We start from the raw sequence: 20238 nt of genomic DNA on the forward strand, positions 1-20238 counted from the left end.
TCGCCGTTCGAAAACTCCGTTCCGTCGCCACCGCTAACCGGCAAATTCCCCCACCATCTCCGATGTGAAACGTGCCAGAAATCGGCGCGTCGCACAACCCGCCAATCACGCCGTCGGTCCGGATCCGAGCCCGGTTCACGACGACGTTATTTTAAGAAAAAAGAGTGGGGAATGCAGTCTATTCGACGGTCACCGACTTGGCGAGGTTGCGTGGCTGATCGACATCCGTGCCCATGAAGACAGCGGTGTGATAAGCGAGCAGTTGGATCGGCAGCGAGAAGATCATCGGCGCGATGATTTCATCGACGACAGGCAGGGTAATCGTCGCCATGGTCGGTAAGGTGGAAGCCGCAGCTCCCGCCTCGTCGGTGATGAAGATGATGCGGCCGCCACGTGCCGCCACCTCCTGCATGTTGGAGACGGTCTTGTCGAAGAAGCGATCATAAGGCGCAATCACGATCACAGGCATGTTCTCGTCGATCAGCGCGATCGGACCATGCTTCAGCTCGCCAGCAGCATAGCCTTCGGCATGGATGTAGGAGATTTCCTTGAGCTTCAGCGCGCCTTCCATGGCGAGCGGGAAGCTGGTGCCGCGGCCGAGATAAAGCACGTCGTTGAACTTCGATATTTCACGGGCAAGGCTTTCCATCTGCGGCTGGATGATGTTCAGCACCCGGGCCATGATGCGCGGCATCTCGACGAGATGACCCACCATCGCCTGTTCGTCTTCAGCGCTGACTGTGCCACGAGCCTTGCCGGCGCCGATTGCAAGAGACGCCAATACGGCAAGCTGGCAGGTGAAGGCCTTGGTCGAGGCAACGCCGATTTCGGGGCCGGCCATGATCGGGAACACCGCATCGGATTCGCGCGCTATGGTCGATTCCTTGACATTGACGACGGCACCGATCTTCAGGCCGTTATCGCGGCAATAGCGCAGCGACGCCAGCGTGTCGGCCGTCTCGCCGGATTGGGAGATGAACAGCGCAGCTTGCGATGCCGACAGCGGCATCTCGCGATAGCGGAATTCGGAAGCGACATCGATCTCCACCGGCAGGCGGGCGTAACGCTCGAACCAATATTTGCCGATCAGACCGGCGAGATAGGCCGTACCGCACGCCGAGATCGCCAGACCGGACACGGCGTTGAAATCGATCGCCGACGCATTCGGGCGCACCCGATGACTGACGAAATCGACATATTGGCTGAGCGCATGGGAGATCACCTCCGGCTGCTCGTAAATTTCCTTCTCCATGAAGTGGCGATGATTGCCTTTGTCGACGACATAGGCGGTCGCCTGCGATATCTGCCGAACGCGGCTGACTTCCTGGCCGCTGAAGTCGACGACCGTTGCGCCATCTCGCGTGATGATCGCGCAATCGCCGTCGACGAGATAGGTGATTTCGTTGGTGAAGGGCGCAAGCGCAATCGCGTCGGAACCGAGGAACATCTCGCCACTGCCGAAACCAATGGCGAGCGGCGGGCCGGAGCGGGCCGCCATGAGCGTATTGGGATCGTTCTGGAACATGACGACCAGTGCATAGGCACCGGTGACGCGGTTCAGCATCCTCAACATGGCTGCGCGCGGATCGAAACCCTGGCGGAGATATTTCGCCAGGAGATGCGCGACGACTTCCGTGTCGGTCTGCGTGGCAAATACCCTGCCCTCAACCTTCAACTCCTCGCGCAGCTCGGAGAAATTCTCGATGATGCCGTTGTGGACGACGGCAACGCCTTCGACGAAATGCGGATGCGCGTTGGTTTCGTTGGGAACGCCATGCGTCGCCCAGCGGGTGTGAGCAATGCCGGTGGCGCCGGGTAGTGGTTCGACGTCCAGCCGCTTTTCGAGATTGAAGAGTTTTCCTTCGGCGCGGCGGCGGTCCATAACGCCGTTATGGATGGTGGCGACGCCGGCCGAATCGTAGCCGCGATATTCGAGACGCCGCAAGGCGTCCACCAATCGTCCCGCCACCGGCTTCGTTCCGACAATCCCCACAATGCCGCACATGCAATTCTCCGTCTGGCCCAAGAAATTGGAGCAAGTCCTAATGATTCTAGCAGTTTTCTCAATTGCCGCGACGGTCACTTTCGGTTTCCGACCGTTACGCGGCCCTACACTTTAGGCTTAGTGACTGCCCTTCTTCGTCGCCTTGATGGCTAAGGCCCTCTCGCGAATGACCTTGGCACGGCCAGGTTTGACCTCCTGGCGGGCGCGTCCGAAGGCCAGTGCTTCTGCAGGAACGTCCTCGGTGATGACGCTGCCTGAGGCAACATAGGCGCTGTCGCCAATGCGCACGGGCGCCACCAGCGACGAGTTCGAGCCGATGAAGCTGTTTGCGCCGATATGGGTCTCGTGCTTGTTGACGCCATCGTAGTTGCAGGTAATCGTGCCTGCGCCGATGTTGCTGCCGGCTCCGACGGTCGCATCGCCGATATAGGTCAGATGGTTGACCTTCGCGCCCTCGCCGATTTTGCCGTTCTTCACCTCGCAGAAATTGCCGACCTTCGAGCCGCCGGCAAGATCGGCACCCGGACGCAGTCGCGCGAACGGGCCGACCGTGGCGCCGGCGCTGACATGGGCGCCTTCGATATGCGAAAAGGCGTGGATGACCGCGCCGCCGTCGATAACGACCCCAGGACCGAAGACCACGTTCGGCTCGATCAGTGCGTCCTGGCCGATCACCGTATCATAGGCAAGAAACACCGTTTCCGGCGCGATCATGGTGACCCCCGAGAGCATCAGGTCGTGACGCCGCCGCTCCTGCCACAGGCGCTCGATAACGGCGAGTTCGGCGCGGTTGTTGCAGCCGGTCATCTCCACTTCGGGCGCGTCGACGGCGACCGCACGACCACCGAGAGAGCGGGCGATCTCGACAAGGTCAGTGAGATAATATTCGCGCTTGGCATTGTCGTTGCCGATACGGTCGAGCAGGTCCAGCGCTTTCCGGCCATTGATCGCCATCAGACCACTGTTGCACCAGGTGACCGCAAGCTCGGCATCGGTCGCATCCTTCGCTTCGCGAATGGCGATGAGCTCGCCGTCCTTGACGAGCAGCCGGCCATAGGCATTCGGATTTTCGGTGTGAAAGCCGATGACGACGATGTCATTGCCCTCGGCGAGCCCCTGACGTGCGGCGCGAAGCGGCGCGTCTGTCAGCAACGGCACGTCGCCGTAGGCCACCAGAACGTCGTCGTAGCCCGCGGCAATCGCCTCACGAGCAGCGAGCACGGCATGGCCTGTGCCGAGGCGCTCCTTCTGCAGGTAGGCTTCCACCTTGACGCCGCCGACAGCGGCTGCGGCGGCGACCTCTTCCGCATTGCGGCCAACGACAAGGGCGGCAGCAGAAATACCGGTCTTGGCGATCGCTTCCATCACATGCGCGATCATCGGACGGCTGGCGATCGGATGCAGCACCTTGGAGGTCGATGACTTCATACGAGTGCTGTCGCCAGCGGCGAGGATGATGGCGAGACAGGTGCGTTCCATTTCAAGCTCCGAAAGATACGGCCCAACGAGGCCCAAGAACAGGCGTCGTCTCCTCATAGCAACTAGTTGAGCGGTGAACTACGGCGAAATTAGACGTAGGCGTCAAGCGTCCGCGAGTGCGGCGAAAGCTTCCTGGACATGCTGGCGGCCATCGAAAATGACGAATTCCATCGCCTTGTGCGCCGCGAGCGCGTCACCGGCGGCGATGGCGTCAACAATCGCCATGTGCGTGTCGGCAATGTTGCCGAAGCCGTTATTGCTGGGGGGCGCGCTCATCCGGAACATGCCGACGAGAGCTGCTTCGATCAGGCCGCCAAGCGAGCGCATGAAGGGATTATGGGAAGCTTCCGTGATTGCCAGATGAAAATGAAGGTCGGCAACAGCGAGGCTGTCGGGCGTGTGTTCCGGCGCGGCCATGGCCGTCGCAAGCCGCCGCAACAACTCGACTTCCTCTTTGCTGGCGCGCTCCGCTACGAGACTGGCGGCAAACGGCTCGAAAGCCAAACGAATATCATAGAGGTGCAGCAGGAACTCCTCGTTGACGCCGCTTTCAAAGTGCCAGGTCAGCACCGCGCTGTCGAACATGTTCCAATGGATCTTCTCGGTGACCCTGGTGCCGACCCGGGCGCGCGGAACGACCAGGCCCTTCGCCGCCAACGTCTTCATGCTCTCGCGCAAGACCGTGCGCGACACTTTGAACCGTTGCAGAAGCTCGCTGTCGCCGGGAAGAATGCTGCCAATGGGAAAGGCCCCCGACACGATCGCTTTTCCGAGATCGTCCACCACCTGCGCATGGCTGGTCCGTGATTTTCCCTCGGTTTTTCTTGTTTCAAGCAATCTGCCGCGCAAGCACTCTGTCCTTCCCTCAGGCGTAACGTCGATTGAAGCGGGAAAGCAGCAGGAGGCCCTTCTGCATCAGAATAAACACAAAAAGCAGGAGCCCGATCAATATCTTAGTCCACCAACTGGAAAGCGTTCCATCAAAGGTGATGTAAGTCTGAATCAAGCCCTGTATGAGAATTCCGATGAGAGTTCCTCCCACGAACCCTGCTCCCCCCGTCAGCAATGTTCCGCCTATGACCACTGCCGCAATGGCGTCAAGCTCGACGCCAACGGTAGCCAGCGAATATCCTGCCGACGTATAGAGCGAAAAAACGATTCCGGATAGACCGGCGAGAAGGCCGGACAGTGCGTAGATCTGGATGGTCGTGCGGCCGACCGGAACACCCATCAACTGAGCCGTCTGCACGCCGCCGCCGAGAGCATAAACGTTGGCTCCGAAGCGGGTGCGATGCGCCAGCACGATGCCGCCGGCAAAGACGATAAGCATGATACCGCCGATCAGCGTCAGCCGGCCGCCGCCCGGCAGCAACAGATAAAGATCGCTCAGTTGCGAATAGAAATCATGCTCGATCGGGATGCTGTCGATCGAGAGGACGAAAGCGATGCCCCGAGCAAGAAACATCCCCGCCAGCGTGACGATGAAGGGCGGCATGCTGAGATAGTGGATGATGGCGCCCATGGCTGCGCCGAAGATCGTCGTAATCGCCAGGACAAGCGCGAAGGCGAGCAAAGGATGGATGGAGGTATCCCGCAGAATTAGCGCCAGGAAGACGCCGGTAAAGGCGATGACCGAACCGATCGACAGATCGATGCCCCCGGAGAGGATGACGAAGGTCATGCCAACTGCTGCAATTCCGAGAAAAGCATTGTCCGTCAGCAGATTACCGATGACCCGCGTCGATAGCATGGTCGGAAACTGCAGCACGCAACCGGTATAGGCCAGCAGGAAAATAACGATCGTCGCAAGCAGGGGAAGATATTTCGAATTCACTTTGCCTGCTCCTCATGGATCATCTGCGCCGTTTCCCGCCGACGCCAGAAAAACGTCGAAACGGACTGGAGAGCCGGGGACTGGATGACCAGAATGACGATAACGATGACGGCCTTGATCACCAGATTGAATTCCGGCGGGAAGCCGGACAACAGAATGCCCGTATTGACCGACTGGATGATCATCGCACCGATCAGCGAGCCGACAATGCTGAAACGGCCGCCAAGAAGGGAATTGCCGCCGACGACAACGGCTAGAATCGCGTCGAGTTCAAGCCAGAGACCCGCATTGTTCGCGTCGGCGCCCTTAATATCGGCCGAAACGATGATGCCGGCGATCGAGGCGCAAAGGCCGCTCAGCGCATAGACGGCGATCAGCAGCACGGGCGTCTGGATGCCCGATAGCGTGCTTGCCCGCCGGTTAATGCCGATCGCCTCGACAAGCATGCCGAGGGCCGTGCGCCTCACCAGAAGAATGACCGCCAATGCCACCAGCAGCCAGATGACGACAGGCATCGGCAGAGAGGCGAAGGACCCGCTTCCCAGGAAGATGAGGCCATCGTCATTGAATGTCATGATGACGCCTTCGGTGATCAGTTGGGCTATACCGCGGCCCGCCACCATCAGCACCAGCGTGGCGATGATCGGCTGAATGTCGAGAACCGCGACAAGGAACCCGTTCCACAGCCCGCAAGCGAGCCCGACACCGATGGTCAGGATCAACGTGTAGGCGAGAGAATGTCCGGAGACGATGGCGGATGCCGCAACGGCGCCACAAATTGCAATCACTGCGCCGACCGAAAGATCGATGCCCTTGGTGGCGATGACCAGTGTCATACCGATGGACAGAAGCGCTACCGGCGCACCTCGATTGAGAACATCGATAATGCTGCCGTACAATCTACCATTCTGCAGTTCCAGATGAAAAAACTGCGGGAACATGATGAAATTCAAAAGAAGAATGGCTGCCAACGCAATGAGTTGCGGAGCCAATCGAAACAACAGGGCCTTGATCTGGGAACTCATGCGTCTTCTCGCTTGCTCTCGCCCGTCGCTATCGAATCGACGATATGGCTGGCGGAAATCTTGTCGCCTGTCAGTTCGGCAATATGCTCGCGGTCACGCAGCACGATGACGCGGGAACTATAGGCCACGAGCTCCTCCAGCTCGGACGAAATCACCACCAGCGACATTCCCTGCCTGCAAAGGTCCTCGATCAGGCGGATGATCTCGGCGTGAGCACCGACGTCGATGCCGCGTGTCGGCTCGTCCAATATCAGAAAATTGGGATTGGTAGCGAGCCAGCGCGCCAGAATGGCCTTTTGCTGATTGCCCCCGGACAGCAGCTTTATCGGCTTTTCCCGGTCCGTGGTGCGAATATCCAGCGCTTTGATATAGCGATCGGCAATCGCGTTCTGCTCGCTGCGCGCCAATGGGCGTGCCCAGCCGCGGCGGGCCTGGAGAGCCATGACAATGTTTTCGCGGATGGAGAGATCGCCGATGATACCATCCGTCTTGCGATCTTCGGGGCAAAAGCCGAAGCCGCTGCTGATGGCGGCGCGCGGGCTCGAAAGGGTCACCGGCCTGTCCTCGATCTTTGCCTGGCCGCTGTCGGCCCGCTCGACGCCGAAAAGCACCTCCGCGGTTTCCGTGCGTCCAGAGCCCAGCAGACCGGCAATCCCCACCACTTCACCGACACGAACCTCCATGTCGAAGGGCTTGATCTTGCCGCGTTTGCCGAAATTGGTGAAGCGGTATCTCACCGGCCCGCTTTCGCCGACTTCCTGCTTCGTGGTCGCTTCGACCTGCGCAAGTTCGCGGCCAAGCATCATGGCGATGAGAGTTTGCCGCGAAAGCCCCTCCGCATCGCGCGTACCCACAAGGCGACCGTTGCGCAGAACGGTGATGCGGTCGCAGATCTGATAAACCTGCTCAAGAAAGTGCGTAATAAAAACAATACCCAATCCGCGTTGCTTCAGGTTTCGGATAATGCCGAAAAGCATGGCAACTTCATGCGTATCGAGGCTCGCGGTCGGCTCGTCAAGGATCAGAACCTTGCCCGAAAGATCGACGGCGCGGGCGATTGCGATGACCTGCTGGATTGCGACCGAGAAACGGTCGAGCTGACGGCTGACATCGATGTTTATGCCGTATTGCGCCAACAGGTCTTTCGCCATGCTGTTCATCAAACGGCTGCTGATCATGCCGAACTGTCTCGGCTGACGGCCGAGAAACAGATTTTCAGCGACACTCAAATTCGCTAGGAGGTTCACCTCCTGATAGACTGTTCCGATACCGAGCTTCTGCGCCGCCAGCGTATCGTGCGGGTCGATTTCGGCGCCGTCGAGAACAAGGCTGCCTGCGTCGCGGCGGTATGCGCCCGTCATGCACTTGATCAGAGTCGATTTTCCGGCACCGTTCTCGCCGAGAAGCGCATGAACCTCGCCCCGCCGCAATGTGAAATCAACATGATCCAAGGCGGTGGAACCGGGAAAATATTTGCAAAAGCCGGTAGCTGTCAGAAGACGCTCGACATCATGAGCCATGGGCCAAGAATTTCCTTGAATTGAGCCGCTATGCAAAAGCGCGAATACGCCGCTCGTTGAAGCGCCGTGCGTTCATCTTACTCGCATTCAGATGATTTCACCCGAATTCGTGAAGTTTCAGCGCGCCCGCAGTTCCGCGTCGAAAAGCCCGCATCGGCCGTTCGCCGGCCGATGCGTTTGCTTTTTACATCAATAGCCCTGATTCTTCTTCTCCTCGTAGACCTTCTGCGGGTCGTCAGACTGCGTGTACAGCTTGGACTCGGTCTGGATCCACTTCGGCGGCTCCTTCTTGGTCTTCAGGTAGGCGTCGAGGGCATCGAAGGCGGGACCGGCCATGTTCGGCGTCAGTTCGACCGTCGCGTTTGCCTCGCCGGCTGCCATGGCCTTGAAGAGGTCCGGAACCGAATCGATGGATACGGTCAGGATATCCTTGCCCGGCTTCAGACCGGCTTCCTTGATCGCCTGGATGGCGCCGACGGCCATGTCGTCGTTATGAGCGTAGAGCGCGCAGATATCTTTGCCGCCATTTTCGGCCTTCAGGAAGCTTTCCATGACTTCCTTGCCCTTGGCACGGGTGAAATCGCCCGTCTGGCTGCGTACGATCTTCAGATTGTCATGGCCCTTGATGGCTTCTTCGAAGCCCTTCTTGCGGGCGATCGCCGGCGAGGAGCCGGTGGTGCCCTGAAGCTCGACGATATTGCACTTCTTATCGCCGACGGTCTTTACGAGCCAGTCGCCGGCAACCTTGCCTTCGTGGATCTGGTCCGAGGTAACGGCGGTCAGGTAAAGATCCTTCGGTGCGTTGATCGTACGATCGAGCAGGATGACCGGGATCTTTGCTTCCTTTGCTTCCTTCAGAACGGAGTCCCATCCCGTTTCGACGACGGGAGCCAGCAGAATCGCATCGACACCCTGTGCGATGAAGGAGCGAATCGCCTTGATCTGGTTTTCCTGCTTCTGCTGGGCATCGGCAAATTTAAGATCGATGCCGCGCTTCTCAGCTTGCTGCTTGGTAACGGTCGTTTCCGCCGCGCGCCAGCCGGATTCCGAACCGATTTGCGAAAAGCCGACCACCAAATTCTTTGCCGATGCAGACGTAAACATGCAAGCAGCGAGAATCGTGGCACTCACCAGTGCAGTCTTCAATTTCATGATGTCCTCCCAATTGGCCATCTCCTACGGCCGACGATAAAAAATCATATAGTAATACTTTTGTAAATCGACATTCTGTGACGCACTGCAACAAAAAAGGGCGCTACGAGGCGCCCTTTTTCAACTGCAGCGATGGGTATGTTTTACTTGGACGCCGGCAGCTTGTCGTCGACGCCTTCGATGTAGAAATTCATGCCCAGCAGCGTAGCGTCATCGGCCTTTTCGCCAGCTTTCAGCCAGGGCGTGCCGTCCTGCTTGTTGATCGGGCCGGTGAACGGTGCGAGCTCGCCGGACTTGATCTTGGCTTCGGTCTCTTCGGCCATTTTCTTCACGTCATCAGGCATGTTGGTGTAGGGCGCCATCTTCAGAATGCCGTCCTTCAGGCCGTCCCAGTTCTGTTCGGCCTTCCAGGTGCCGTCGAGCAGCGCATGGACGCGCTTGGAGTAGTAGTTACCCCAAGTGTCGACGACAGCGGTCAACTGCGCATGCGGGCCAGAGGCGATCATGTCGGAAGCCTGACCGAAGGCATGGATGCCGCGCTCCTCGGCCACCTGCATTGGCGCGGTGGTGTCGGTATGCTGCGTAAGGATATCGACGCCCTGGTCGACCATCGCCTTGGCCGCGTCGGCTTCCTTGCCCGGATCAAACCAGGTGTTGACCCAGATGACCTTGAGCTTGAAGCTCGGATCGACCGAACGCGCGCCCTGCTCGAAAGAGTTGATGCCCATCACCACTTCCGGGATCGGGAAGGACGCGATGTAGGCGGCACCGTGGTTCTTCGACATCTTGGCGGCGATCTGACCCAGGATGTAGCGGCCTTCGTAGAAGCGCGAATTGTAGGTGGCGAGATTCGGCCCGCTCTTGAAGCCGGTCGCGTGCTCGAACTTCACCTTCGGGAACTTCGCGGCGACTTTGACGGTCGCATCCATGAAGCCGAAGGAGGTGGAGAAGATCAGCGAGCAGCCGGAGCGGGCGAGACGCTCGATCGCGCGTTCGGCGTCCGGGCCTTCCGGGACATTTTCGAGATAAGGCGTATCGATCTTGTTGCCGAACTCCTTCTGGACCTGCTGACGGCCGAGATCGTGCGCCTGCGAATAGCCGCCGTCCGTGTGCGAGCCGACATAGACAAAGCAGACCTTGGTCGGCGCCGCTTCGGCCGCGGCAGCGAAGCCGACTATGGCAGCGGCCGTGGTGGCGAGTGCGAGTGCTAGTTTTTTCATGGTTACCCCTGTTGGTTTGACATTTGCAAAAATCCGTCCGGTTGCGGGTTATTGTCGTTAGCGTTCCGGAACGAAGGCCTTGCCGAGCGACGCTGGCGTATTGATCAAGGTCGCGCGGCGATTTTGAGAGATGATGACGAGAACCACAATAGTCGACGCATAGGGCAACATCGACAGGAATTGTGCGGGGATGCCGACGCCAAAGCCCTGCGCGTGAAACTGCAGGATCGTCACCGCGCCGAAGAGATAGCCGCCGGCCATGACGCGCATCGGCCGCCACGAGGCGAAGACAACGAGCGCCAGTGTCACCCAGCCGCGGCCGGCCGACATGTTCTCGACCCATTGCGGTGTGTAGACCAGCGACAACTGCGCGCCGGCGAGCCCCGCGCAGGCGCCGCCGAACATGACGGCGAGATAGCGCGTGCGAATGACGTCGATGCCGAGGGCATGCGCCGAGCCGTGACTGTCGCCGATGGCGCGCAGCTTCAGGCCGGTCCGGCTGCGGAAGAGGAACCAATTGACGCCGAAAAGCAGGACGATCGAGAGATAAAAAGTGAGGTCCTGTTTGAACAGCACCGGCCCGACGAGCGGAATATCGGAGAGGAACGGAAAGACGATTTCCCGCAACTGCACTCCGGGCACGCTGACATAACCTTCGCCGATCATGCCGGAGAGACCGAGGCCAAGGATGGTGAGCGCGAGACCTGTCGCCACCTGATTGGTCACCAGCGTCAATGTCAGGAATGCAAACAGCAGCGAAAACAGCGCGCCGCCGACAATGCCGGTGATGAGGCCCACATAGGGCGATCCGCTCATCTGCGCGCCGACAAACGCGGCGACAGCCCCGATGATCATCATGCCTTCGACGCCGAGATTGAGCACGCCGGAGCGTTCCACGACGAGTTCGCCAAGGCCGGCGATAACGAGCGGCGTCGAAGCCGTGATGATGGTGAGGAGGATTGCTTCAAAAACGCTCATACTCATGCCGCACCTCCCCGAACCCGCGACCAGACGAGCCGGATCTTATAGTTGATCAGCGTGTCGCAGGAGAGCACGAAGAACAGCAGCAGCCCCTGGAAGACGCTTGCCGCCTTGGCGGAGATGCCGGGCGACAATTGCGCGGCCTCGCCACCGAGATAGGTGAGCGCCAGCACGAAACCGGAGAGGATCGCGCCGAGCGGATTGAGACGCGCGAGGAAGGCAACGATGATGGCGGTAAAGCCGTAGCCCGGCGATATCGCCGGCTGCAGATGGCCGATGGAGCCCGAAACCTCGGAAATGCCGGCAAGGCCTGCCAGCGCACCGGAGAAGAGGAAGCCGAACCAGACCATTTTCTTGGAAGAAAAGCCGGCGAAACGCCCTGCCCGTTCCGATTGGCCGAGAACGGTTATCTCAAAGCCCTTCAGCGTGTATTTCATCATGAACCAGGCAAGGATCGCCGCGATGATGGCAAAGACGATCCCCCAATGCGCCCGGCCGGAATCCTCCCAGATCGCCGGCAGCACAGCCTCCGGCGGAAAATCGATGCTCTGCGGGAAATTATGGCCCTGCGGATCGCGCCATGGACCGCGTGACAGCCAATCCAGGAAGAGCTGCGCGATGTAGACGAGCATCAGGCTCGTCAGGATCTCGTTGGTGTTGAAATGCGCCTTCAGCAATGCCGGGATGGCGGCATAGAGCGCGCCGCCAATGGCGCCGGCGATCAGCATCAGCGGCAGGACCATCGGCGAATGCCAGTCGGTGAAGACGATCGGAATGTAGGAGCCAGCGACCGCGCCGATGGTGAACTGGCCTTCGGCGCCGATATTCCAGTTGTTGGAGCGGTAGCAGACGCAAAGGCCGACGGCGATCAGGATTAGCGGCCCGGCCTTGATCGCCAGTTCGTGCAGCGACCAGACTTCCAGCAGGGGCTCAACGAAGAAAGCGTCCAGCGCCTCCACGGGATCCTTGCCGAGCAAGGCGAACATGATGGTGCCGGCGATCAGCGCCAGTGCGAGAGCAAGCAGCGGCGACAGGAAGCCGAATAGTTTCGAAGCCTGCGGGCGCCTTTCCAATTCAATGCGCATGCATGGGCTCCGAATGCGTCTTTGATTCATGCAGGCCGCCCATCAGGAGGCCGATCTTTTCCCGCGTCAGCGCGCCCGCGGGATAGGCCGGCGACAGCCGCCCTTCGGAAATGACGGCGATATCGGTAGCCACCTCGAATATTTCGTCGAGATCCTGGCTGATGACCAGCACGGCCGAGCCGTTGCGGGCAAGATCGACCAGTGCCTGGCGGATATGGCTTGCGGCACCCGCGTCGACACCCCAGGTCGGCTGGTTGACGACCAGCACGGTGGGCTGCCGGTCGAGCTCACGGCCGACGATGAACTTCTGGAGATTGCCGCCGGAGAGCGAGCCTGCCGTCGGGTCCTCGCCGCTCTTGCGCACGTCCATGGCTTCGGAAATGCGCTTGGTCGCCTGTTTGACCGTGCCACGACGGATCACCTTCAGGAAACCGCCGGCAAGAAAAGCCCGGCGGTCCGATTTGCTGCGGGCCAGCACGAGATTGTCCGATAGTTTCAGTCCCGAAACCGCCGCATGGCCGTGACGTTCTTCCGGCACGAAGCCGGCTCCCAACAAGCGGCGCGTGTTGATACCTTTGGTGCCAACCGCCTGGCCGCGCACGCGGATCAAATCGTCTGACGGCACGGTGTGCTCACCGGAAACGATGTCGAATAGCTCCCCCTGCCCGTTGCCGGCAACTCCGGCGATCGCCAGAATCTCGCCTGCGCGTACGCGCAGCGAAACATCCTTCAGCGACATGGCAAAGGGCGTGCGCGCGGGCACGGAAAGGCCGGCAATCTCGAGCTGAATGTCGCCCTTTTTCCCAAGCCCTTCATGCTGCACGCTGGCAACATCGCTGCCGACCATCATGCGGGCAAGCGAGCCGGGCGTTTCCTGTCGTGGGTCACAGGCCCCGGTGACCCTGCCATGGCGCAGCACGGTGGCGCGGGAGCAGATGCGCTGCACCTCCTCCAGACGGTGACTGATGTAGAGCACCGAACGGCCTTCATCGCGGAGCCGGAAGAGTGTTTCGAACAGCCGATCGGCTTCCTGCGGCGTCAGCACCGAGGTCGGCTCGTCGAGGATGATCAGCTTTGGATTCTGCAGCAGCGCACGGACGATTTCGATGCGCTGGCGCTCGCCGACGGAAAGGTCGGCGACGTGCGCATAGGGATCGAGCGGCAGGCCATAGGCTTGCGACAGGCTGGCAGCCTCCTCGGCGATCTTGCCGATCGGTATACTGTCATCGAGGGAAAGAGCGATGTTTTCAGCGACCGTCAGCGCCTCGAACAACGAAAAGTGCTGAAACACCATGCCGATGCCGAGCTTGCGGGCTTCGCCCGGCGAGCCGATCGAGACCAGTTGGCCTTGCCAGGCGATCTCGCCCTCGGTCGGCTCCAAAACACCGAACAGCATCTTCACCAGAGTGGATTTGCCTGCGCCGTTCTCACCGAGCAGAGCGTGAATCTCACCCGGTCGAATTTCCAGATCAATTCCATTGCAGGCAGCAAAGCTACCGAACAGCTTCGTCAGCTTGCGAACCGACAATAACGCACCGGTTGCCGGTACATCGAATGACGACACGTTCCCCTCATTCCTTCCCACCGTCCTGCTCTTTCGGATCTATGGGATCAGCAGCGTAGTTCCACTCGTTTTTCTTGTTTCCAGATCCGTGTGCGCGCGCCCCGCATCGCTCAGCGGATAGGTCTGATGAATATTGATACGCACTTTGTTGCTTTGCACAACAGCAAATAATGCGCTGGCGCTGGCTCTTAACTCTTCAGGCGTGCCGACATAAGCAAAAAGGCTCGGACGCGTCGCAAAAAGCGAACCCTTCTGGTTGAGGATGGCAAGATTGAAATTCTCGATCGGGCCAGAGGATTGGCCGAAGGTAACCCACATTCCAAGCGGCCTCAGACAATCGAGCGAATGCGGAAACGTGTCCTTGCCGACCGAATCGTAAACAACATCGACGCCCTTGCCACCCGTAATCTCTCGGACACGATCGACAAAGCTCTCCTTGCTATAGTCGATGACGTGGTCATAGCCATGCGCCAACGCCCGTTCGACTTTTGCTGCAGAACCTGCAGTGCCGATGACGGTGCTGGCTCCGAGAGCCTTGGCCCATTGGCCGGCAATCAGGCCGACGCCGCCGGCGGCCGCATGAAACAGCAGCGTCGTTCCAGGGCCGACCTTAAAGGTGCGATTCAGCAGATATTCGGCCGTCATCCCCTTCAGCATCATCGCTGCGGCGGTTTCGAGCGGGATATCGTCAGGCACCTTGACCAGGTGGCGGGTTTCGATGTTGCGCTCGACGCTGTAGGCGCCGTCGCTGCCGACATAGGCAACGCGATCGCCCACCGCGAAATCGGTGACGCCCGGCCCGACTTCTGTGATCGTACCGGCGGCTTCCTTGCCGAGCGGTAGGGGAAACTGAGGTGCCTTGTAGAGGCCGGAGCGAAAATAGATGTCTATGAAATTGAGGCCGATTGCAGCATGGCGGATCTGCACCTCCCCGGCGCTTGGAGCCGGCAGGTCGACCTCCTCCAGCTTCATGACCTCCGGCCCGCCGTTTTGGTGAATGCGAATGGCCTTGGTCTTCTTCATGTTCATGGCTTTCGAATCCTATTGGCGTCCGAGGGAGGGGAAAAACTGCAGTACGGCGCCGATGCAATAAAGATAGATGCCGCTAACGATAAACAAGATAATGGCCCATTGCGGCATGACGAAATGCATCAGCAGCGAATACATGCCGAGAGCGGACCAGAACAGGAATATGCCGAGATTGAGCGGCCGCAGACGCCTGACCCGCACCGGATGCAGGAAATTGATCGGCAGGAAGGTCAAGACGACCGAAACGCCGACGAGCACCATCGCGGTCGTCGCGCTGGCGCCGATGACGAAGAGCGTGAAGATCACCATGTTCCAGACGACCGGGAAGCCGGAGAAGAAATATTCCTCCGTCTTCATGCCAGTGTCGGCATAATAAATGGCGCTGGAGACGACGATCATTCCGGCGGCGACGAAGGACCAGGGCTCACCGATCATGCCGCTTTCATAGAGGGCAAAGGCCGGCAGAAGCACATAGGTCACATAGTCGATGATGTTGTCGAGGGTGTCGCCGGACCAATTCGGCAACACTTCCTTGACTCTGACCTTGCGGGCGATCGGCCCGTCAATGCCGTCGACAAGCAATGCCAGACCCAGCCACCAGAACATATCGACGAAGCGATGTTCTGCCGCTGCAACAACGCCGAGAAAGGCAAGAAACGAGCCGGATGCCGTCAATATATGTACGGAAAAGGCACGGATCTCCGCGTAAGGCACCCGCTTGTAATTGAAGATTTTCATCCGCCCCGTTACTCGCCTGCTTATCTACCTGCCCGGGCAGGCGATTTTTCTTTCTAATATGCACCCTTTGCGCGGCGCTGCCAGCGCAAAAACGTGCATGTGCCACAGGCTAGCGCGAGTTCCTGTCATTTTCACCCGTTGCGATGTTTCATCCCATGGATTTCAACAGGCTAAGCGTCTATTTTCAGAAAGAAAGACAATTGAGGCATCGATATGAAGCAGGTTGAAGTAGCCATCATCGGCGGCGGTCTGGCGGGCATGATCGCGGCGATCGCCTTAGCGCGCGGCGGACGGGCCGTTGCCCTCGTGGCTCAGCCGCATAATAAGGCCGACCGGCGGACGACGGCGTTGATGGACCAATCGATTCGCTTCCTGGAGCGGCTGGCGCTGTGGGACAGGATCGCACCTTCCACCGCACCCTTGATCACGATGCAGATCATCGATGGCACCACACGGCTGCTGCGTGCGCCGACCGTCGCTTTTCGCGCCTCCGAAATCGGCCTCGACGCCTTCGGCTACAATATCCCTAATGCTGCACTGCTCAGCGCCCTCAGCGAAGCCGTGAAAGCCGAGGGCAATATCGAGCTTATCGAGACGGCGGCTTCCGGAATCGCGGTCCGCGACGATGGCGTTACCATCACGCTGGAGGATGGCGAAACGGTCGATGCGGCTTTTGTCGTCGGTGCAGACGGGCGCAATTCGCTGGTGCGGGAAACGGTTGGGATCAAGGTCAAGACCTGGTCCTATCCGCAATCGGCCATGGTGCTAAATTTTGGCCATTCGCTGCCGCATCAAAACATCTCAACGGAGTTCCACACCGAAAGCGGGCCATTTACCCAAGTGCCCCTGCCCGGCAGTCGCTCCAGCCTCGTCTGGGTGCAAAAGCCGGCGGAAGCGGCCGCCAATTCGGAAAGATCGCTGGAGGACCTCGGCCGCCTCATCGAGGACCGCATGCAATCAATGCTCGGCAAGGTCACGGTCGAGGACAGCGTGCAGGTCTGGCCGCTCTCCGGCATGACGGCGTATCGCTTCGGCAAGGGCCGGGCCGCGTTGATCGGCGAAGCCGCGCATGTTTTCCCACCGATCGGCGCTCAAGGGCTAAATCTCAGCCTGCGCGATATCCTGACGCTCGTCGAAATTCTGGCGAGCCCGACCGGACAGCCGATTTCCGCATCGGCAGGCGACAGCTTCGACCGCCGCCGCCGCGTTGATATCATCAGCCGGACAGCAAGCGTCGATCTGCTGAACCGCTCTCTGCTTTCGGATTTCCTGCCCGTACAAATGTTGCGAGCCGCGGGACTGCACGTGCTTTCGGCCATTCCGCCGCTGCGCAACATCGTCATGCGCGAAGGCATCGAGCCCGGCGGCGGCTTGCGCGGCTTTCCGTCGATGCTACGGGAAAAGCTGCGCCGGTAAGGCGCCTGACTTGATCAAATAAAGCACCAGGGAGACGGTCACCACCGAACATGCGGTGGTGATCATGATCGTCGCGGAGGCCCGCTCCTGCCAGACGCCATATTGCTGGCCAATGACGAACACATTCGTCGCCGTGGGCAAGGCGGCGAGCAGCACCGCCGATTCGATCCAGATCGGATCAAAGCCCCCGACCGCCTGCAGCACGACATAGACGACCAGCGGATGTAGAATGAGCTTGGCCGGCACGACATAGCCGATCTCGGTTGGGATACGTTTCAGCGGCCGCAGCCCCAATGTCACGCCCATGGCGAACAATGCGCAGGGTGCGGCAGCCTGTGCGAGATAGTCGACGAAGCGTTGGAAGGCGGGCGGTTGGCTGATGGAAAAAGCAGCGGCGGCAAAGCCGAGGGCTGTCGACAGGATGAAGGGGTGCAGCAGCACTTTCTTCGCAATGTCGGCGGCAAGCCGCCATGGCGAACGTTTATCGCCGCCCTCAATGGCCATCAATGCTGGCGCAACGATGAAATGTAGCGCATTTTCAAAGCAGACGATCAGGGCGACGGGAACGGCGGCCCTCTCGCCAAGCGCCAGCAGCGCCAAACCCGGCCCCATGTAGCCGATATTGCCGTAGGCGCCGGCGAAAGCCTGGACCGTGCTGTCTGCCAGCGAGTTGCGGCGCAGGAAGCGTCCGATCAGGAACAGCAACAGGAAAATCAAATAGGTCGCGGCAATATCGGTGACGATAAAATCGACGCGCGTCAGTTGTTCGATCGGGGTTTTCGAAACGAGCTTGAAGAACAGGGCCGGCAGCGCGGCATAGATGATGAAGGTATTGAGCCAGCCAAGCGCCTCCGCCGGCTGTTTTGTCATGCGCGCGGCAATGTAACCGATCGCGATCAGACCGAAGAACGGCAGCAACAGACCGACAATGTCAGCCATCAGGCATATCCATTTTGGGTGATTGGAAAGGAAGACGGGAGTTGCTTAGCCGATTTGCATCAGGATTGGAAAGGTCTGCTGGAACCAGATCGCCATGTCGCTGACATAGCCGAAGATGAACGCCAGACCGGTCAGCACGAGTAGCCCGCCCATGACCTTCTCGACCGTGCCGAGGTGGCGGCGGAAGCGGACAAGAAAGCTCATGAAGGCACCGGAAAAACCAGCGGCGATCCAGAAGGGAATGGCAAGGCCGAGCGAATAGATGGCAAGCAGGCCGGCGCCGGCGCCGATCGTCTCGCGCGAAGCCGCAACGCCGAGGATTGCCCCAAGCACCGGGCCGATGCAGGGCGTCCAGCCAAACGCAAAGGCCAGGCCCATGATATAGGCGCCCGTCAGCGTCGCCGGCTTGCCGCCACCTTGGAAACGTGCCTCGCGGGCGAGAATGCCAAGCCTAAAAACGCCGAGAAAATTCAGGCCCATAATAACAATGATCAGGCCGCCTATTTTCGCCAGAAAATCGAGATGCTGGCGCAGCAGAATGCCGATCGAGGACGCGCCGGCGCCAAGCGCGATGAACACCGTCGCAAAGCCGAGTGTGAAGAACAGCGCCGAGAACAGGACATTGCCGCGAACACTTGGCCCGGCCGCAACGGCCGCACCGCCGCCGCGGAACTGTTCGACGGAAATGCCGGCCATATAACAGAGATAAGGCGGCACCAGCGGCAGCACACAGGGCGAAAGAAACGAAAGCGCTCCGGCGAGCAAGGCGCTCAGAAGCGAGATATCAGCAAGCGACACGACAGACTCCGGCTATGTCATCCAGCCGTCTTACTAGCGTTGCAGTCGCAGGAAGGCCAATCACCTTTTCGCGGGTGGCAGGCGCGACGCTTGCGGTCATACCGAATAAAGCTTGTTTGATATACTGCTAATATCCGAATTTACTCGCAACAACATTGACGTCATTGCTTCCAACTCTCCAATGATTGCAAGGGAGCGTGTCATGGCGCCTGTTGATACAGAGCATTCCGAAACCTCAGCGGTCGAAAATTCCATCGCCGTCGGCATGGTGCCGGCGCACGATTCGTCGGTCAATGCCATGAGGCATAAGGAAGAAAGTGTATTCCGCCTAAAGGCCGAGGGAAAATCGATGGATTGCATCGCTCAAGAGGCGGGCGTTAGCCGATCAACCGTGACCAGAATCCTGCGCTATGTCGAACGGGCATCCGCCGGCTAGGATGCCGCGAGGTACGACAGCGCGGTGAATCGTTTGTCCTGCTGAGGCGGACATTCATCGTTTTCCTTCGGGCAAAGGACAGACGCGAAAACGCCTCGCCAAGGTTTGAACAAAACCTACCCTTAATGCGCTGATTTTTTTGAATTTTGGTGAGAGCGATGGGATTCGAACCCATGACCTACTGATTAAAAGTCAGTTGCTCTACCGGCTGAGCTACGCTCTCCCCGTCCGCGGATGATCGCACCCCGGCTGGAAGTGCGCGGAACATATGCAGACGCCCCATTGCGGTCAACCCATAAAATCGCGGTTGCGACGACGTACAATGCTTTTCCGCATATCGAAGTGGTGAAACCTGCCTGTTTCGACGCGCAGATCGGGAAAGTCGGCCGCAGGAAAGCGCATCTCTTTCTGCAAAAGCAGCGACCAATCGTTTTGATGATAGGCTCGTCACAATTCCTCAATTTAAGAATTATCCCATAGATTATTCTTGCCTTTTCGGGAGATTGCCGCAGACTTTTTGGGGATCGACTACGCCTTTCTCATTCAAACGAATGACTCGGCGAGCGCCACTTCAGAATGTTACCACTGTTTTGATAGGATGATTTTCAACAAACACGGCATTGTTGAATACTGGCCTGAATTGTTACGACATCTGTTCGGTGTCAGATTTGGGCCGGCACTGGGGTCGAGAGCGCCAATGAAGCAGAAATCCGAACTGGATAAATGGTGCAAGGCACAGGAGCAATTTCTGCGTTTTCATCTACATTGTCTGAAGCAGGGCCGGATCCGCGTACATGCCGTCGAAAACAACCGGTTCATCGATACGACCGATGAAATTGCCGAGGATATCAGAAAGCAGCTTGCCGATCTCAAAGCTTGCCTCGGCGCACCGGAATAACCGTAACATTTTTCCTCAATAATCGCGACCGCCAACGGTTCTGATCGCAACCCAGACGCAATGATTTGCGGCCCGAATCGCTTTTGGTGTATATCGGAACTATTGGCAACCTGCCGATT

18 protein-coding genes and 1 tRNA gene are annotated in these 20238 nt (G+C 59.2%); 3 read left to right on the forward strand and 16 right to left on the reverse strand.

Translation table 11 applies throughout. From position 1 onward, the window contains the following. Positions 1-178: 178 nt before the first annotated feature. The 13 genes from glmS to pcsA all read right to left on the reverse strand — a co-directional run bounded on the left by glmS (position 179) and on the right by pcsA (position 15632). Positions 179-2005, reverse strand: a complete 1827-nt coding sequence (glmS, locus tag QDY28_RS19340; protein WP_331383274.1) for a glutamine--fructose-6-phosphate transaminase (isomerizing) — start codon at positions 2003-2005, stop codon at positions 179-181. A gap of 117 nt (positions 2006-2122) precedes the next feature. Then, entirely contained in the window at positions 2123-3484 is a 1362-nt protein-coding gene (gene glmU, locus QDY28_RS19345) for a bifunctional UDP-N-acetylglucosamine diphosphorylase/glucosamine-1-phosphate N-acetyltransferase GlmU (RefSeq protein WP_331383275.1), read from the reverse strand. 102 nt (positions 3485-3586) lie between these two features. After that, the gene (locus QDY28_RS19350; protein WP_331383276.1) at positions 3587-4333 is read right to left on the reverse strand and encodes a FadR/GntR family transcriptional regulator; all 747 of its coding nucleotides are present in this window, start codon (positions 4331-4333) and stop codon (positions 3587-3589) included. Positions 4334-4349: 16 nt separating this feature from the next. Then, on the reverse strand, positions 4350-5318 hold the full coding sequence (gene yjfF / locus QDY28_RS19355) for a galactofuranose ABC transporter, permease protein YjfF (protein ID WP_331383277.1): 969 nt from the start codon (positions 5316-5318) through the stop codon (positions 4350-4352). Continuing rightward, entirely contained in the window at positions 5315-6343 is a 1029-nt protein-coding gene (locus QDY28_RS19360; protein ID WP_331383278.1) for an ABC transporter permease, read from the reverse strand. Before QDY28_RS19360 ends, yjfF begins: the two co-directional genes overlap by 4 nt. Beyond that, on the reverse strand, positions 6340-7863 hold the full coding sequence (gene ytfR, locus QDY28_RS19365) for a galactofuranose ABC transporter, ATP-binding protein YtfR (RefSeq protein WP_331383279.1): 1524 nt from the start codon (positions 7861-7863) through the stop codon (positions 6340-6342). Before ytfR ends, QDY28_RS19360 begins: the two co-directional genes overlap by 4 nt. A gap of 189 nt (positions 7864-8052) precedes the next feature. After that, positions 8053-9015 (reverse strand): galactofuranose ABC transporter, galactofuranose-binding protein YtfQ, encoded by a 963-nt coding sequence (gene ytfQ, locus QDY28_RS19370; RefSeq protein ID WP_331383280.1) that lies wholly within the window; start codon positions 9013-9015, stop codon positions 8053-8055. 143 nt (positions 9016-9158) lie between these two features. Then, complete coding sequence (locus QDY28_RS19375; protein ID WP_331383281.1) at positions 9159-10235, reverse strand: BMP family ABC transporter substrate-binding protein; 1077 nt, start codon at positions 10233-10235, stop codon at positions 9159-9161. 57 nt (positions 10236-10292) lie between these two features. Further along, the gene (locus QDY28_RS19380; RefSeq protein ID WP_331383324.1) at positions 10293-11213 is read right to left on the reverse strand and encodes an ABC transporter permease; all 921 of its coding nucleotides are present in this window, start codon (positions 11211-11213) and stop codon (positions 10293-10295) included. Positions 11214-11215: 2 nt separating this feature from the next. Further along, positions 11216-12301 carry an ABC transporter permease gene (locus QDY28_RS19385; protein WP_331383282.1) on the reverse strand — a complete coding sequence of 362 codons (1086 nt, stop codon included), beginning with the start codon at positions 12299-12301 and terminating at the stop codon, positions 11216-11218. Next, the gene (locus QDY28_RS19390) at positions 12291-13865 is read right to left on the reverse strand and encodes an ABC transporter ATP-binding protein (RefSeq protein WP_331383283.1); all 1575 of its coding nucleotides are present in this window, start codon (positions 13863-13865) and stop codon (positions 12291-12293) included. Before QDY28_RS19390 ends, QDY28_RS19385 begins: the two co-directional genes overlap by 11 nt. Positions 13866-13904: 39 nt before the next feature. Then, entirely contained in the window at positions 13905-14888 is a 984-nt protein-coding gene (locus QDY28_RS19395; RefSeq protein ID WP_331383325.1) for a quinone oxidoreductase family protein, read from the reverse strand. A gap of 18 nt (positions 14889-14906) precedes the next feature. After that, a complete protein-coding gene (gene pcsA, locus QDY28_RS19400) occupies positions 14907-15632 on the reverse strand; it encodes a phosphatidylcholine synthase (RefSeq protein ID WP_331383284.1) in 726 nt (241 codons plus the stop codon). A 213-nt stretch (positions 15633-15845) separates the two neighbouring features. Here pcsA and QDY28_RS19405 point away from each other — a divergent pair, with 213 nt between their 5' ends. Further along, positions 15846-17048: a UbiH/UbiF family hydroxylase gene (locus tag QDY28_RS19405; RefSeq protein WP_331383285.1), complete on the forward strand. Its 1203-nt coding sequence runs from the start codon at positions 15846-15848 to the stop codon at positions 17046-17048. Here QDY28_RS19405 and QDY28_RS19410 read toward each other — a convergent pair. Together QDY28_RS19410 and QDY28_RS19415 are read right to left on the reverse strand one after the other, a co-directional pair. Then, positions 17025-17987, reverse strand: coding sequence for an AEC family transporter (locus tag QDY28_RS19410; protein ID WP_331383286.1), 963 nt, complete (start codon positions 17985-17987; stop codon positions 17025-17027). The genes QDY28_RS19405 and QDY28_RS19410 overlap by 24 nt on opposite strands. A 45-nt stretch (positions 17988-18032) precedes the next feature. Further along, positions 18033-18785, reverse strand: coding sequence for a cytochrome c biogenesis CcdA family protein (locus QDY28_RS19415; protein ID WP_331383287.1), 753 nt, complete (start codon positions 18783-18785; stop codon positions 18033-18035). A 202-nt stretch (positions 18786-18987) separates the two neighbouring features. On the opposite strand from QDY28_RS19415, the gene QDY28_RS19420 reads away from it, so the two are divergent. Beyond that, positions 18988-19221, forward strand: coding sequence for a helix-turn-helix domain-containing protein (locus tag QDY28_RS19420; protein ID WP_331383288.1), 234 nt, complete (start codon positions 18988-18990; stop codon positions 19219-19221). A gap of 147 nt (positions 19222-19368) precedes the next feature. On the opposite strand, the gene QDY28_RS19425 is transcribed toward QDY28_RS19420, so the two are convergent. Further along, positions 19369-19444, reverse strand: a tRNA-Lys gene (locus QDY28_RS19425). Positions 19445-19918: 474 nt separating this feature from the next. Between QDY28_RS19425 and QDY28_RS19430 the strand changes: the two genes are divergently transcribed. Beyond that, positions 19919-20119 (forward strand): hypothetical protein, encoded by a 201-nt coding sequence (locus QDY28_RS19430; RefSeq protein ID WP_331383289.1) that lies wholly within the window; start codon positions 19919-19921, stop codon positions 20117-20119. Positions 20120-20238 lie beyond the last annotated feature (119 nt).

It is taken from the genome of Rhizobium sp. BR 362 (assembly GCF_036528765.1).
GTDB lineage: Bacteria > Pseudomonadota > Alphaproteobacteria > Rhizobiales > Rhizobiaceae > Rhizobium.